The sequence below is a fragment of the Mesorhizobium sp. WSM4848 genome, from assembly GCF_055811375.1.
The window spans coordinates 62,402-76,794 of the sequence record NZ_JBVVPX010000029.1; the positions used below are offsets into that span (position 1 = coordinate 62,402).

A 14,393-nucleotide genomic window follows, 5' to 3' on the forward strand; every position below is an offset into this window, starting at 1 on the left:
CGAAGAGCCGGGTGAATTTGCGGCAAACGCCTTCGGGTCGGCGCGGATGTGGCCTGGCTACGCCCTTCGCCGCATCCCTCGACCTTGCAGTAAATTCCCACCGGCAGAATGATCCCATCTGAATGTCCGTCGCTTTATGACAACAGTCCCTTGAAGATACCGTTCCCTGCCAAAAGTGTCTCGGGTGTTCCGTCTTCCACCAATTTTCCCGAGTTGAAGACGATAACGCGATCGAACATCATCCCCATCGCCGGATTCGTCACGACCCACACGATTGCCGGCGAATGGCCGTCGCGCCTGGCTTCCTCGAGCACGTTCCGCAGCACCTTATCCTGCATGCGCTGGTCGAGCGCCGACAGCGGCCGGTTGAGAATGAGAAAATCAGGACGCTTGAGCAGGGCCCGGGCAACATCGAGCTTCTGTCGCTGTCCACCGGTCAGCCGCCTGCCGCCGGAGCCGACGTTGAAGTCCAGGCCGACATCCAGAAGTTCGGCATAAAGCCCCAGTTCGTCAAGAATGTCATAGACGATGGAGCGTATGCGGTCCGGCGCGTCGGGATGGTTGTTGCCCACACGCCCGAACAGAACATTATCCATGACGGTGGCCGCGGCAATGTATTTGGCAGGATCATACCGTTCGATCGCATTTTGCAGCTCGGGCGGCAGGTTTTCATAGAACAGGTTGCGTGCAGCGACGATCTTGCTCATCAGCTCGTCGCTCAGCAGGCCGAAGCGGTGCCGGGGCTCGATATAGGCAAAGCTCAAGGTGACGATCATGGCGCGGTCGTTCTCCGAAACCGCCTCGTGGGGACGGTTCTTGAGCCGTTGCAGCAAGGTTTCGTAGGTCGGTATCTCCTCGGCGCTCATGAAGGCGAGCTGCTGGAAGAACTGGTGATCGGGCGGCAGGTCGGCAAACAGCTCGATCGCCTGTTCGGCGATCTCCATGCCCATTTCGTAGAGCGTGCGGTCGAGGCCGGCTTGCCTCAGCACAGAAGCAAAATAGGGATTGGCCGCCAGCGCCCTGTCGGCCAGTTCGGGGCCGGCGGCAGCGCCGAAGAGTAGGTTTTGGCCGATCGTTGCTTCCTTGTTGTAGGAGCCCGGTTCGAAAGGAACCACCAGTTCGCTTAGCCCTTCGTGTTCCAGCCGGGTTCGCAGCGCCGCACGCAGTTCGACGATCCGCTTGGCAAGCTCGGTGTGACGCGTGAGGTCGGCCGAAGAGCGCAAGCCAAGATCCAGAATGTCGCGCGACAGAACAACCGCGTCGAGTACCCGGCGCACGGCTTCAAAGAGATCGTGCGGGCCGGTAGCGCCAGCGGAAGCATAGTTGATCCAGTCGCTGTGGATATCAAGATCCGGATTGCCCGACAGGCGCGCCTCGTGGATGTTCCAGCGGTGCTGGTCTGCTGCAGCACTGTCATAAGGCACCGATGTCAGCGGCGCATGCTTCAACCCGTAGAGCAGGTTATCGCGTAGGCTTGCCTGGAACAGGAAAACATCCGACGAGGCATAGGACATGCGCCGGCCGGTCACTGCTTCGGGGAGTTCAAGCAAGTCGTCGGCGCCCGAAGCGACCTTTCCGCTGTCCGGCCAGTTCAGCCGCGCGAAGGCTTCTGCAAGCGCCTCGGCTCCACCTGTTGCGGTACTGACCAGCGCTACCGTCTCACCCGGCTTGATCTGGAGGGAGATACGGTCGAGGAGCATTGCACCGCCATCATCCGCTATCGACAGACCGATCGCCGACAGTGGTTTGGTCATCGGATCGGGATCGTCGATCGTCAATACCCCGATTCTCGGCGCAATGAGCCGATCGACGGTGAATTGTTCAACGACCTGCTGATATTTGACCTGGATATCCTGCCGCGCCTGATCCCAGTCGATCAGTTCCTTCATCGGTCCGGGCAGGTCCTTGTAGGCGCCGATCACGGCCACGAGCTGACCGACGTCCAGCCGCCCCTGGATGACCAGATACCCGCCGATCATGTAGAACAGAAAGGGCGTGACCTGCGCGAGAAAATTGTTGAGGAACTTCACCATGAATTTCCATTGGTAAAGATCGAAGCGGATCTTAAAGATGAGCCCGAGCCGGGCAGCTATGTCGGCGCGCTCGTAGTTTGATGTGTCGTGGACGTGAACCGCGCCGATGCCGTCGACGATTTCGCCAACCCGGCCCGAAAGCGCGCGCGCCGTCAACTGCCGTTCGCGCCCGAGCACGATCAGCCGCCGCCGCATTCGCGGGATGAGCACGATCTGGATCGCCACGATCCCGGCCGCTATCATTCCGAGCCAGAAATTCTGAACCACGATGAACAGCATGGCCGTCAGCGCCTGGCCGCCGAGCAGCACCGGCTGCACGAAGGCATCGCCGATGAAGCCGCCCAGCGGCTCCACCTCATCCTTCACCATGGTCGCCACTTCGGCGGATTTCACCCGCTTGAAGTAAAACGGCGGAAACCGCAGCACACGATCGACCAGATCGAAGCGGATACGCCGCAGCATGCGTTCGCCGAGGCGGCCCTTGTAGGTGTTGATGTAGAGTTTGAACAGGCCGTTGATGACGACCAGCAAGAGGAACACAAGGCTCAGGGCAAACAGCGTCGCCTTGCGGTCGAGCTGAAAACCGGAGAAGAACTGGACCTCTCCGATGAACGGCAGGTTATAGTGTAGCCTCATGAATGGCTGGGTCGCGCCCGGTTGCTCGAAGCCGCTACCTTGGATCGGGCCGTTGATGATCAGCTTCGGCAGATCGAAGGACATGAAATACGGGATCATCGAAAGCACGACGATCATCAATATCCAGAGCTGCTGCTTCTTGGTGTGCGTCCAGATATAGCGGGCTATGCTGGGTTCCATATGCGGCTGTGGACCCTTCAGTTGGAAGGATGCAGGATGTAAAAGCACCTGCTGGCGAATGGCGTATCGGCAATTTCTTCGTCGCCAACGACAAGCTCGAAGCTGCAACTCACGGAGATTGTCCTGCGCTCAACGATGGAAGGAACCTGCGAGGCGGCGCGATCCAGTTCCGGCGCATGGTCGATGACAACGACATGGGCATTGCTAATCAGCGAAGAAAGCAGCTGGCCAAACGGTTCGCGGCTTCCGTAGTGTTTTGGCGAATAGCCGAGCAGCACGAGGCCGCAGCTGCGCGGCTGGTGCTGGCGGATGGATGCCGATGGTCCGGACAGATGCAACAGGCTCTCTCCGGCACCGGGCAAAGGCGAAGCGGCTTGCAGCATAATCACGTCCGCGAATCAACAGCCTTCCGGGAGGCAAGATTGCGTTGTGTCGCCCGAAATCCCAACATACAAGACGAATATGATGGATGTCACGCAACCACGCAATGCCGGCCTGGACTGGCACGAGCAAGCCTTTGACCTCACGCGGGGAATTGCTGCCTATGTCAACTGCCCTCTGGTGGCAGGGCTGGCCCGCGTCATCACCAAGCATCCGAAGGCCGATATCGCCAACGCCTTCAACCACAAGCAGGTAGCCTGCAAGATGTGGGCGCTGGACAGGCTGTTTGAAAGCTGCGGCGGCCGGTTCGGGCGCATATGGGTTCTGGGTGGATGGTACGGCGTATTGCCGGCAATGCTTTTCAACGACGCCCGCTTCGACATCGCGGCGGTCGATAGCATCGACATCGATCCCGAAGTCGCGCCGGTCGCCCGGACCCTCAACCGGGAAGCCGGCGACCGGTTCCGGGCGCTGACGGCAGATATGTACGCACTCGACTATGCGGCCGGGCGGCCCGACCTGATGGTCAATACGAGCTGCGAACACATAGCCGATCTGCGCGCCTGGCTTGCTCTGCTTCCGCGGGGCACGACTGTACTGCTGCAATCGAACGATTATTTCAGCGAGCCGACGCACATCAACTGCGTGGCTTCACTTGCAGCCTTCGAAGCAATGGCGGCGCTACGGGAGGTGCGGTTCTCCGGCGAACTGCCGACAAAAAATTATACGCGCTTCATGCTGATTGGAACTGTTTGATGCATTTCGCCCGGTTTGGGACAACGACATGCATAAAACGAGGAGTTGAAGCGCGTCGCACGAATCTCGCCAGACGCGACGCGCGTCAGCATCTATCGTCCGTTTGATCTTGAACTTTTCCGAAACCGGGCCCCACTTTAAGGGACCATGTTCGATACCGCTGGCGCAGAATTTGCGCCGAGCGACGCGCGCCTTCCAGATCGAGACGATGCGCGGCTGGCATCGGTCCCGCAAGCGCCTGTTCGATCGCTTGCGCCAAACCTTCAGGCGTTAGGTCCTTCTCCATCAGCACCGTTGCAAGACCGAGTTTTTCGAGCATCAGGGTGCGAACCGTCTGTTCGGTTTCCCCGCCGGCTGCAAATGGAACGAGCAGAGAGCGACAACCCGCGCGCAGGACATCGCAGACCGTGTTGTAACCCGCCTGCGAGACTGACAGGCGGGCGCCGGTCAGCAGGCTGGCGAAATCCTCGCGGAACCGGAAGATGGATATGACCGGCGAGGCATCGCGTGCGATCGCGTCAAACTCGTCCTTCGGCAGGTTTGGGCCGGTGATCAAACACCATTTCCAAGCGTTGTTGGCATTCCGCGCCGCTGCGATGGTGGAACTGACAAGGCTCTTTCCGGCAGCCCCGCCGCCAACCGACACCAGGACGTCGAAGCGCTCGGAGGCCGCGGGCGATGGCGGCGCGGCAACGAGCCCTGTGTAGGTGACCTCGGCCTTGATCGCCCCAGCCAGTGGAAATGTCTTGTCGAGGGTTGCGAAAGCCGGATCGCCGTGGACCATGACAAGGTCGAAATGCCTGTTGATCAGATCGACCGTTTCCTCGTTTCGGCCCGGCTTGACGCGCTCCTGAAGGATATCACGGACGGACGTCGCCAGCAGCGGTCTGGGCGTCGTTGCGTCGATGGCCTCGATCAGCGGCAGGAGTTCGAAACGCATCTGCCGGCGTCCAAATGGAAACGCCTCGACAATGACGATATCAGGCCTGCAATCCCGGAACGCCTGCAGCAGCATCTCTGAACGCCATTTCTTGAAATCATCGTCGATGGGTTTGCCCTGCAGGTCGACAAGTCCAGAAAATCCTTCATCACCGGAGGTGACAGGTGGCAGGGTTACAGATTTTACACCCACTCCCGGAAACCCCGCGATCGGCGCTCCACCGGTCACGACTGTTACGTCAAACCCGTCATCGACCAGAGCCGCCGCAATGCGGCTGGCGCGCGCGAGATGGCCGATACCGAGCAGGTGCTGGACATAGAAGAAAGCGCGCAGCCGCTTCATTCGGCGGCCCGCCACTCCCGCTCGAACAGTTCTTTGAGCTGTCCAATGCTTGCCATATGATCGAAATTGCCGCGCACGCGCCGCTCTGCGGCGTCGCCGAGGCGGGCGCGCAGCACGGGATCACGGATCAGGCGCTCCAGCGCCTGCGCCAGGGCAATTGGGTCTTCCGTCGGAACCAGCAGCCCGGTTTCATCCGGCGATAGAAGCTCCGGCACGCCGGAAATATCGGTCGACACGCAGGCAAGCCGCTGGCTAGCCGCCTCCACCAGAACATTCGGCAGACCGTCCCGGTCGCCATTTGCGGCGATCCTGCAGGCAAGGGCGAAGATGTCGGCACAGCGGTAGTGCTCAAGCACCTCCTCCTGCGCAAGCGCGCCTTTCCAAGAGACGCGACCATCCAGGCCGAGCTTTTGCGCCAGCGCCTTGAACCGTTCCAGGTCCTCGCCGCCGCCGATATGCTCGAAACGCCACGCCAAATCACCAGGCAAGAGGGCAAGGGCCTCCAGCAAGGTGTCGTAACCTTTCTTTTCAACGGCGCGCCCGACACTCAGAATGACAACCGGTTCGTCCGGCGCCAAGCCGTCATGCTGTTTTCGCGCCTCGCCGAAACTGCCGAAGCGATCGAGGTCGAGCCCATGATAGCTCAGATGCACAGACGCATTGCCGTTAGCGAGTTTTTTCAGACGGTCGAAGCCGGTTTTCGTGCAAGTGACCGTCCAGCGGGCAGAGGAAAGCTTGCCAGCCAGATCCCAGTCCGCCGAAGTCCAGATGTCCTTGGCATGGGCCGAGCAGCTCCAGGGCAGGCCACGAAGCTGGCTGGCATAACGCGTCACCGATGCCGGTGTGTGGGCGAAATGTGCGTGCAGCCAGCCCGCGTCTTCCGGCCATTCGGCCGCCAGCACGAGCGCTTGCCCGAAGCGGCGCACGCGATTTCGCGTAAAGTCGCGGCGGATATCGGTGGCCAGCGATCCGAGCGCGCGCCAAAAGCCCGGCCGCAGCAGATAAGCAAACAGCGAGCGAGCCACGCGCAGCGGCTCTTCATGCAGATATTCCGGCAGATAATGGACGGGCGCTTTGATCTCGTCATGCACGGGGTGGCGTTTTGCCTCGGTCGGCCGCCTGAGCGCGAAGAGTATCAGGTCGAACCCCGCGCGCTCCAGACCGAGCAGTTCCTGCGCGATGAAGGTTTCCGACAGCCGCGGATAGCCCTTGAGAACCACGACGATCTTGCGATGTTGCAACTCAGATCATGCCTTCAATGACCGAAAGGTGATGGCCGCCCCGCCGGTCGAGCAGTTCCGAGACGATTTCGGAAATGTGAGGCAGCCCTTCCAGCGTCAGATGCGGATGGCTCTGCGATGGGCCGGGCCGGTCCGGCAGCACCTCCAGTGCATCGGCAAACCGCTGGGAATCCTCGGCTTCTTCCGGCAAAAGCATCTCGATGAGGCCGAGTTCGGCTGCGCGCCGTGCTCGGATCAGTTGTTCCTCGCGGGGCTCGACGCGCGGCACGATCAGCGCCGGCTTGTCGAAAGACAGTATCTCGCAATAGGTGTTGTAACCGCCCATCGCCACTACCGCCTTGGCGCCGGCAATCAGATCTTCCATACGGTTGTCGAACTCGATGATCTTGATATAGGGGATCTTGGCCCCCTTCTTGAGCAGCTTGTTGCGCTTGCGCGCCGGCATGTAAGGCCCAAGCACGATCAGCGCCCTATGCTGCAATTGCGGATCCTGCTGATAGGCATCGATGACGCTGTGGATCAGGTCGGCGCCGTCACCGCCGCCACCGGTGGTAACAAGGATATAGTCGCCCTCGGGCCGGTGGCCGGGCAACTCGTTCTTCTGCAGGCTCCGTTGCAGGAAACCGACGAACTTCATCTTTGCTCTGATAGCTGGCGGCACATCCAGGCCGGTCAACGGATCGTAGAAATCCGGCGGACCATAGACCCAGACCTTGTCGTAGAACAGGCCTATTTTGCGCATCACATCCCTGTGTGCCCACTCTGCTTCGAGCAGATGCGGGGCGTCCATCACCTCGCGCAGGCCAAGCACGAGCGTGGTGCCCCGCGTCTTGAGGTAGGACAGCGTGTCCTCGATCTCACCGCGCAGGCCAAGTGGTTCCTTGTCGACGATGAAGATATCCGGCCGGAAGGTCTCGGCTGTGTGGCGGATGATCGACTGGCGCATCCTTAGCGTCTCATGCAGATCGATATCCTTTTCCAGCGAGGTGTATTCGCCGTTGCGCAACTTGATGACGCTGGGGATCTTCACGAAGTCGACACGGGCGCGGTAGTCGAAGGCGCCAGCGATAGTCGCACCCGAAATGATAAGCACCTGAAGTCCGCGGAAATCCTCGACCAGCGAATGCGCGATCGTCCGGCAGCGCTGCAAGTGGCCGAGCCCGAACGTGTCGTGGCTGTACATGAGAATTCGAGCATTTTGTACGTGCTGGGTCATTGTTGAACGTCTTTTGGAATTCTCGCCTGAGGACCGTGGACGACCCCGCACGAAACTATCCTCGCGGGTCCACCGACCTGTTTTGGAACATGACGGCGCAATTATCAATTACCCAAGAGGGTCCATATGCAGAAGCCAGGAAGCTGCGTCTGCTCAGCTGCCACGATGGTCCAGAAGAACCTGCATCACTTCGGACGGGGCGGTGTTGGCAGAAATTGACATTTCCAAGGTTGGGGTCGAGCGTTCGAATCGCTTCACCGCTCCAAGCTCTCTCAAGGGAATCAAGCTATTAAGAGGCGCCTTTCGGGACGCCTTTTGCTTACAAGGCCTTGTGAACTGGTAATGTAAGCTCCTTGCAAAGCCGATCAAATCGAAATTGAACACGCGCTTCTGGGCGAGAATGCCTTCCCCAACGGCTTCAAAGGAGTGTGGGGAAAGGTGGTCGCGGTAGAGCGCCACCCGCCTTTCCTCACATTTAGAGAACGGCCAGGTGCTGAAGTGCCAGCGGGACTTTGATAGCAGGAAACGCGCCGAAGGGGAGAGCGCCTGGCTCCAGTTTGCGATGCCATTCTAACTGCAGTAGCGCCGTTCATTCTAAGGCAGTCGTTGGCCTTGCGCAGCAATGCGCGAGGCCGGCGGTGTCCTGAAATGGACTTGGCGCACGCGTGATCGAGCGTGCCCGCGGGATCTAGTTTTTCCTTGCGGGCGGCGAACCTGCTATGCGGTTACCTATTCGTAGACGAGGCCTTTGCGCCGCAAGCGCTCGCGCATGTCATTGACATCGAGACTGAGCTTGCCGGCGGCGTAAAGACTGCGCTTTTCCTCTTCCATCGCCTCGCGCCTGCGGGCGGTTTCAAGAACCCTTCCCGCGGTTTCGCGCGGCACCACGCATACGCCGTCATCATCGGCCACGATGACGTCGCCCGGCCGGATGTGGGCGCCGGCGCAGACGATCGGCACCTGGACGTTGCCGAGCGTCTCCTTGACCGTCCCTTGTGCGCTGATCGCCTTCGACCAGACCGGGAAGGCCATGGAGCGCAGGGTCGAGATATCGCGCACGCCAGCATCGATGATGAGGCCCCTGATGCCTTGGGCCTTGGCCGATTCGGCCAGCAGGTCGCCGAAATAGCCGTCCTCGCAAGGCGAGGTCGGGGTGACGACCAGGATGTCGCCTGGCCGCGCCTGTTCCAGCGCGACGTGGATCATCCAGTTGTCGCCTGGCGCGACTTCACAGGTCAGCGCGTTGCCGCCAATCCTGGCGCCATCATAGATGGGCCGCAGGCGCGCGGCGAGCAGGCCCGTCCGCCCCTGTGCCTCGTGAACCGTGGCCACGCCAAGTTGGCCAAGAGCATCGCAGGTCGCGAACGGCGTGCGCTCGGTCTTGGTGACGACTTTGCCCATAAGTGTTCTCCCGGAATGATGAGGTGCGGCATCCGGCGCCGCACCCGAACAGTGCTCATCGGCTGGTCTAGCGCCCTTGCGCCTTCAGCCGCGCATCTAGCCTCGGATAGACCTTTCGGACATTGCCTTCGAACACGGCGTGCCGTTCGACCTCACCGAGCGAAAGTGCGTCGATGTAGCGCCGCGTATCGTCGAAGGCGAAGCCGGTTTCTGGATCGATGGCCTTGACCGCTCCGAGCAATTCGGACCCAAACAGGATGTTGGCCGGACCAATGACGCGGAACAGCGTGTCGATGCCCGCCTGATGATAGACGCAGCTGTCGAAGAAGACGTTGCGCATCAGGTGCTCGGCCAGTCCGGGCCTGTCCAACATCATCGCCAGGCCGCGATAGCGTCCCCAATGATAGGGCGCCGCACCACCGCCATGCGGAATGATCAGCTTGAGACCGGGAAACGCGCTGAACAGGTCGCCCTGGATCAGCTGCATGAACACCGTGGTGTCCGCGTTGATGTAGTGCGCGCCGGTCGTATGCAGGCAGGAACTGCACGAGCCGGAGACGTGGATCATGGCCGGCACCTGCAGCTCGACCATCTTTTCGAAGAGCGGATACCAATATGTATCGTGTATCGGCGGCGCCGACCAGAAGCCACCGGACGGATCGGGGTTAAGGTTGCAGCCGACGAAGCCGAGTCCGACGACGCAGCGTTCGAGTTCGGCAAGCACCGGCTTCAGGTCGCCGCTCATCGATTGCGGTAGCTGGCATACGCCGGCGAAGTTGGCCGGGAACATGTCGACGATGCGGGCGATCAGATCGTTGGAGATGCGCGACCATTCGGCATTGTTCTCTGCGCTGCCGATATGGTGGCCCATGCCCGAAGCACGCGGCGACAGGATGGTCAGGTCCGTGCCTCGTTCGCGCTGCAGGCGCAATTGGTTCTGCTCGATCGTCGCCCTGAGCATTTCGTCGGCGATGCCGGGATAGGCGGGCATGGCGTCGCGCCTGCCTTCGACGAACTCGACCTGTGTCTTGCGAAAGGCGTGATGCCCGGGCGGTTCGCTCGTGTAGTGGCCGTGGCAATCTATGATCATTTCGTTCTCTTCACGCACAAGGTGACGCATCGTCGATCCGCTGCGCCGTTCCGCGGTTTCCGGCAAGCGGCGGACGGTGAGGTCCGCCGGATGTCCCGCCTACGGTTCGAGCACGTAATTGGTGAAGCCGCCGTCACCGGAGGCGACGCCATTGATGGCCTCGTTGATCTGCTCGAGCGGATACGTCCGCGCCTCCAGCACCGAAAGATCGATCGCGCCGGAGCGGACCATATCGGCGATCTCCATGCCCTCGGCCGTGGTCAGCCAGGCTGAGCCGAGAAGCTCCATCGAATTGTCCATCCACCATTTGGTGTTGAACAGCATGTCGCTGCCGGTGCCGCCGATGTTGACGATGCGGCCGCCGCGTTTGACGCCCATCATCGCGTCCTTCATGGCGTTGACGTCGGCCACCGCACCGAGGCAGTCGAGCATGAAGTCGGCGCCGAGACCGCCGGTCTGCGAGCGGACCCAGTCGGCGACCTTGCCGTCCTCGTTGGAGAAGGTCTGGATCCGGTTCGGGGCGAGCTGATTCAGCCGCTCGAGCAAGGGTTTGCCACGTGCCACCGCATAGATCGTCGAGACGCCCATGGCGAGCGCGAAGAGAGTTGCGCCGACACCCAGCGTGCCCGTCGCGCCATTGATGATCAGCGATCTGCCGGCCGGTACGCCGAACTTCTTGAGCGCGGAATACGCCGTGCCGAGGTAACCCATGCGGGCCGCCTGTGGGTAGGTCATGTTGTCGGGGATCTTGACGATCGCATTCTGGGGCGCGCGCATGAACTGGGCGAAGCCGCCTTCAGGATAGCGCTTGTAGATTTCCAGGCTGTTCCTGTTGAAGCCGAAATAGCCGTTGAAGGTGAAGTATTCGCACTTCGCCTGATGGCCGCTGACGCAGGCATGACATGCGCCGCAGGATCGCAGCGGGTTCACATACACGCGGTCACCCGGCTTGATCGCCACGACCTGTTCGCCGACCTGATGCACGATACCCGCAGGGTCGAGGCCGAAGATCGCGGGCTTCGCCGGCAGCGGCTGATGCGGGTACCAGGTCTCCCAGTTGTTGAGCACGTTCGCGAGATTGGGCACCATCCCGCAGGCCTTGACCTCGACGACCACATCCGTGCCGGATGCCATCGGCTTCGCCACTTCCTCGACACGCATTGGCTCGTTCACGGCATGAAGCCGTGCCGCCCGCATCATGATCGTCATCGTCTGTTCCTCCCAATTTACCGGATCGCGGAGATGCCTCCGTTGACATTCCTCCTAGACTGTGGATACCGTACAGTATCTGGATTGGGTGACGCAAGAGCCATTTTCCACGGGCGACAGCATTTGGGGAAATGTCCGGCGAACGCCGCGCCGGTTGGGCTGGCGACGAACACTTTCGCTCCGCTGGCTGAGAGAACGTCGCCCCAAACGTCAATCAAGAACGGGAGGACGGGCCGGGCGGTCGGTCCCATCGACGTTCTACATGGAGGAATCAGTGCCGGAGTTCATGCTAACGCCAATCGATCTCCTGCGCATTCTGTGCGGGATCTGGTTCATTCCGCATCTCATCGGAAAGATCAGGAACTTCGAAAAGGCGACAAAGACGTTCGAGGCCGCCGGGCTGAAGCCAGGAAAGCCCTTTATCGTGCTGACGGTTGCGCTGGAGTTTGTTGCCGCCGTTGGAATGGTGTTCGACATCTATCCGCGATGGGCTGCGGCGTGCGGCGTGGCCGTCTTGCTGGGCGCAGCCTATGCCGTGGTGCGCATCAATGGCCCGCGTTGGCGCTGGCAGCTGATGGGTCCCGAATACCCGATTTTCTGGGCGCTTGCCTGTATTGTTTCGGCCTTCTAACCTTCGGCCGATTCGGATACCAAAGGTATCCCGATGAATGGCTTGGAAGGATAGAGAATGGCGCGACTGACGCGCGAACAGAGCCAGGCTCTGACTCGTGAGAAGCTTTTGCTGTCGGCGAGCGATGTCGTGGCTCGCGATGGTTACTCCGGCGCGACCATTGAACGTATCGCGGAAGAAGCCGGCTATTCGAAGGGCGCCTTCTATTCGAACTTCGAGAACAAGGAAGACATCTTCCTTCAACTGCTCGAGCGCCATGCCGGTGGCGACGTGGTCGAACTCACCGGCCTGCTCGACGGCTACGACGACCCGAAAAAGATCATCGATGCGATGTGCGATTGGGCCAACCAGCGAGCGAAGGACAAGCGCTGGGGAACGCTTGCCATCGACCTGTTGCGTATCGCCCGCCGCGACAACACACTGGAAGAGCGGCATCTGCGCCTGTTCAAGGACCAGTGGGAAGGTCTGGGCAAGCTGCTGTCCGCAAAGCTTTTTCCCTATGGCGGTTCCGATATCGAACCACTCTATGTGGGCGGCGTCGTTCTGGAACTCATCTATGGCGGCCTCTCCAGCTTCATGAAGGACGATTCACCGGGCGAGATGGTGCGGGCGACGCTCACCTCAATGCATTTGGCCCACCTCTATCGCCACATGAAGCAGCCAGCCCGCAAATAAGGCGCTTCCGATACGCACCGGCCAGTCCCGGCTCGCAGTCGAGGCCGTCCAGGCGCACGACGCAAGCACACGTCATTTGTCGGGTGCCGCCACCAGCATCATCTGGAGTTGACACACGAGCTGCTCGGCCCCCCGCGCGTCCGCGGCCGTACCGAAGACCACATGGTCCGGCCGCACCAGGGCGGCGCGCGCGCCCTTCGCGGTCAGCCAGTCGACGAGAACGCGGTCCTCTTCCACCAGCAGCGAAGGGTAGGATTTCTCCTGCGCCACGCGATGCACGGCGATGCCCACCTGCCGCGCCTTGTCCAGGAGGGTGGGCGAGGGGTCCATGTGTCCGGCGATGAGAAGCTGGAATCCTGGTGGCAACGCATCGTCGAGCCGCATCCGGCCGAAAGGCCCGATAATCCAGGGTTGAGGACATGGCTCACCGGCGCCAGGGCTCGGCGAGCAATCGATGTTGCTGGCGACAAGTCCACGACGGATGGGCGGAAAGAGGTTCTGCCGGATCTGAACACCTTGGCCCGCGCGCAGGGCCGCGGCCATCTCGGCATCGCGCGCCTGTGCCTTGTCCGGATCCAGCTCGCAGATGAACTGTCCAAGCCGCTTGGTGATGTCGATGACTTCGCGCATGAACGGCCTGCGCTCGGCCTGGTAGGTGCCGAGGAGGTGCTCCGATCCGCTGCCGATCGCACGGGCCAGCTTCCAAGCAAGATTGGCTGCATCCTTGATGCCTTGCACCATTCCCTGCGCGAGAAAAGGCGGGGTCATGTGGCAGGCATCGCCGGCTAGAAAGACGCTGCCCACGCGCCACTGCTCCGCAACAAGGGCGTGGAAGTTGTAGGTCGCCGAGCGCCACAGCCTGGCCTGGTCCGGCCGAAGCCAGGGCGAAAGCAATTGCCAGATACGTTCCGGGCGGTTGATCTCCGCCGGATGTTCATCCGGCAGGATCATGAACTCCCAGCGGCGTAGCTGGTCAGGCCCACACACGTACGTATGCGGCCTCACGGGATCGCAGAACTGGACGTTGGTCTCTGGCAATGGCGCGTGCTGATCCTCCAGTATCATGTCCACCACGAGCCAGGGTTCGTCGAAGTCGAGGTCCTCCAGCGCGACGCCGAGCCCGCGCCGTGTGAAGCTGTTCGCGCCGTCGCAACCGATGACATAGCGGGGCGCGCGCCTTGTGCGCTCGCCGCTCGCCTTGTCGTGCAAGGTCAGGATCGGTCTATCGGGGTTCTCAAGGCCGACGAGTTCCGTTGCCGTGCGCAGCGTCAGGTGGGGGAACTTCTTGCCATTGGCGCGCAGAGCCCTTTCGAGATCCGGCTGAAGGAAAGTCAGATATGGCGGCCAGGCAAGCGGGTAGGGCTCGGCAGGGGACTCGAACCGGCGCAACAGGGTTCCGTCGGCGGACCTGTATTCCGATGGGCGATAATGCCCCGTCGCTGCGGCCACGGCGTCGGCCGCGCCGATGTTCTGGAATATCCGCATCACCTCGTGGTCCATGCCGATCGCGCGAGGCAGTGCATAGACGTCGTCAGCGGCGTCTATGCCTTCCACCCTGACGCCTGCTGCCGCAAGAAGATTGCACAACGTGATGCCGACCGGGCCGAGCCCGACCACCATGACGTCCGCCTCATCTTGCGTCATCACTGAGACCCTCGTTGG

Annotated in this window: 13 protein-coding genes; 3 read left to right on the forward strand and 10 right to left on the reverse strand. The window is 61.3% G+C overall.

The annotated features are described in order from the left end of the window. Positions 1–134: 134 nt before the first annotated feature. Both AC0L16_RS23665 and AC0L16_RS23670 read right to left on the reverse strand, forming a co-directional pair. On the reverse strand, positions 135–2,849 hold the full coding sequence (locus tag AC0L16_RS23665; RefSeq protein WP_473623591.1) for an ABC transporter transmembrane domain-containing protein: 2,715 nt from the start codon (positions 2,847–2,849) through the stop codon (positions 135–137). A gap of 17 nt (positions 2,850–2,866) precedes the next feature. Then, entirely contained in the window at positions 2,867–3,127 is a 261-nt protein-coding gene (locus AC0L16_RS23670) for a hypothetical protein (RefSeq protein ID WP_473623592.1), read from the reverse strand. 187 nt (positions 3,128–3,314) lie between these two features. On the opposite strand from AC0L16_RS23670, the gene AC0L16_RS23675 reads away from it, so the two are divergent. Continuing rightward, complete coding sequence (locus AC0L16_RS23675) at positions 3,315–3,986, forward strand: methyltransferase domain-containing protein (RefSeq protein ID WP_473623641.1); 672 nt, start codon at positions 3,315–3,317, stop codon at positions 3,984–3,986. Positions 3,987–4,071: 85 nt separating this feature from the next. Here AC0L16_RS23675 and AC0L16_RS23680 read toward each other — a convergent pair whose 3' ends face one another. The 7 genes from AC0L16_RS23680 to AC0L16_RS23710 form a co-directional block, all read right to left on the reverse strand. Continuing rightward, positions 4,072–5,268, reverse strand: coding sequence for a glycosyltransferase family protein (locus AC0L16_RS23680; protein WP_473623593.1), 1,197 nt, complete (start codon positions 5,266–5,268; stop codon positions 4,072–4,074). Further along, entirely contained in the window at positions 5,265–6,509 is a 1,245-nt protein-coding gene (locus AC0L16_RS23685; RefSeq protein ID WP_473623594.1) for a glycosyltransferase, read from the reverse strand. Before AC0L16_RS23685 ends, AC0L16_RS23680 begins: the two co-directional genes overlap by 4 nt. Before the next feature lies 1 nt (position 6,510). Next, complete coding sequence (locus AC0L16_RS23690; protein WP_473623595.1) at positions 6,511–7,725, reverse strand: glycosyltransferase family protein; 1,215 nt, start codon at positions 7,723–7,725, stop codon at positions 6,511–6,513. Between the two features lie 153 nt (positions 7,726–7,878). Continuing rightward, positions 7,879–8,184, reverse strand: coding sequence for a hypothetical protein (locus AC0L16_RS23695; protein WP_473623596.1), 306 nt, complete (start codon positions 8,182–8,184; stop codon positions 7,879–7,881). 270 nt (positions 8,185–8,454) lie between these two features. After that, positions 8,455–9,126 (reverse strand): 4-carboxy-4-hydroxy-2-oxoadipate aldolase/oxaloacetate decarboxylase, encoded by a 672-nt coding sequence (locus AC0L16_RS23700; protein WP_473623597.1) that lies wholly within the window; start codon positions 9,124–9,126, stop codon positions 8,455–8,457. A gap of 67 nt (positions 9,127–9,193) precedes the next feature. Beyond that, positions 9,194–10,216: an amidohydrolase family protein gene (locus AC0L16_RS23705; RefSeq protein WP_473623598.1), complete on the reverse strand. Its 1,023-nt coding sequence runs from the start codon at positions 10,214–10,216 to the stop codon at positions 9,194–9,196. A 99-nt stretch (positions 10,217–10,315) separates the two neighbouring features. Further along, positions 10,316–11,425 (reverse strand): alcohol dehydrogenase catalytic domain-containing protein, encoded by a 1,110-nt coding sequence (locus AC0L16_RS23710; protein ID WP_473623599.1) that lies wholly within the window; start codon positions 11,423–11,425, stop codon positions 10,316–10,318. 274 nt (positions 11,426–11,699) lie between these two features. Here AC0L16_RS23710 and AC0L16_RS23715 point away from each other — a divergent pair, with 274 nt between their 5' ends. Both AC0L16_RS23715 and AC0L16_RS23720 read left to right on the forward strand, forming a co-directional pair. Then, positions 11,700–12,056, forward strand: a complete 357-nt coding sequence (locus AC0L16_RS23715) for a DoxX family protein (RefSeq protein ID WP_240547091.1) — start codon at positions 11,700–11,702, stop codon at positions 12,054–12,056. A gap of 57 nt (positions 12,057–12,113) precedes the next feature. Continuing rightward, on the forward strand, positions 12,114–12,731 hold the full coding sequence (locus AC0L16_RS23720) for a TetR/AcrR family transcriptional regulator (protein ID WP_167366449.1): 618 nt from the start codon (positions 12,114–12,116) through the stop codon (positions 12,729–12,731). Positions 12,732–12,803: 72 nt separating this feature from the next. Here the strand turns inward: AC0L16_RS23720 and AC0L16_RS23725 are convergent, their stop codons facing one another. Further along, positions 12,804–14,375: a bifunctional 3-(3-hydroxy-phenyl)propionate/3-hydroxycinnamic acid hydroxylase gene (locus tag AC0L16_RS23725; RefSeq protein ID WP_473623601.1), complete on the reverse strand. Its 1,572-nt coding sequence runs from the start codon at positions 14,373–14,375 to the stop codon at positions 12,804–12,806. Positions 14,376–14,393: the final 18 nt, after the last annotated feature.

Coding starts and splice junctions, on each gene's coding strand:
- AC0L16_RS23725 (WP_473623601.1), bottom strand. CDS start 14,375: ATGACGCAAGATGAGGCGGACGTCATGGTGGTCGGGCTCGGCCCGGTC.
- AC0L16_RS23720 (WP_167366449.1), top strand. CDS start 12,114: ATGGCGCGACTGACGCGCGAACAGAGCCAGGCTCTGACTCGTGAGAAG.
- AC0L16_RS23680 (WP_473623593.1), bottom strand. CDS start 5,268: ATGAAGCGGCTGCGCGCTTTCTTCTATGTCCAGCACCTGCTCGGTATC.
- AC0L16_RS23675 (WP_473623641.1), top strand. CDS start 3,315: ATGGATGTCACGCAACCACGCAATGCCGGCCTGGACTGGCACGAGCAA.
- AC0L16_RS23690 (WP_473623595.1), bottom strand. CDS start 7,725: ATGACCCAGCACGTACAAAATGCTCGAATTCTCATGTACAGCCACGAC.
- AC0L16_RS23665 (WP_473623591.1), bottom strand. CDS start 2,849: ATGGAACCCAGCATAGCCCGCTATATCTGGACGCACACCAAGAAGCAG.
- AC0L16_RS23700 (WP_473623597.1), bottom strand. CDS start 9,126: ATGGGCAAAGTCGTCACCAAGACCGAGCGCACGCCGTTCGCGACCTGC.
- AC0L16_RS23705 (WP_473623598.1), bottom strand. CDS start 10,216: ATGATCATAGATTGCCACGGCCACTACACGAGCGAACCGCCCGGGCAT.
- AC0L16_RS23710 (WP_473623599.1), bottom strand. CDS start 11,425: ATGACGATCATGATGCGGGCGGCACGGCTTCATGCCGTGAACGAGCCA.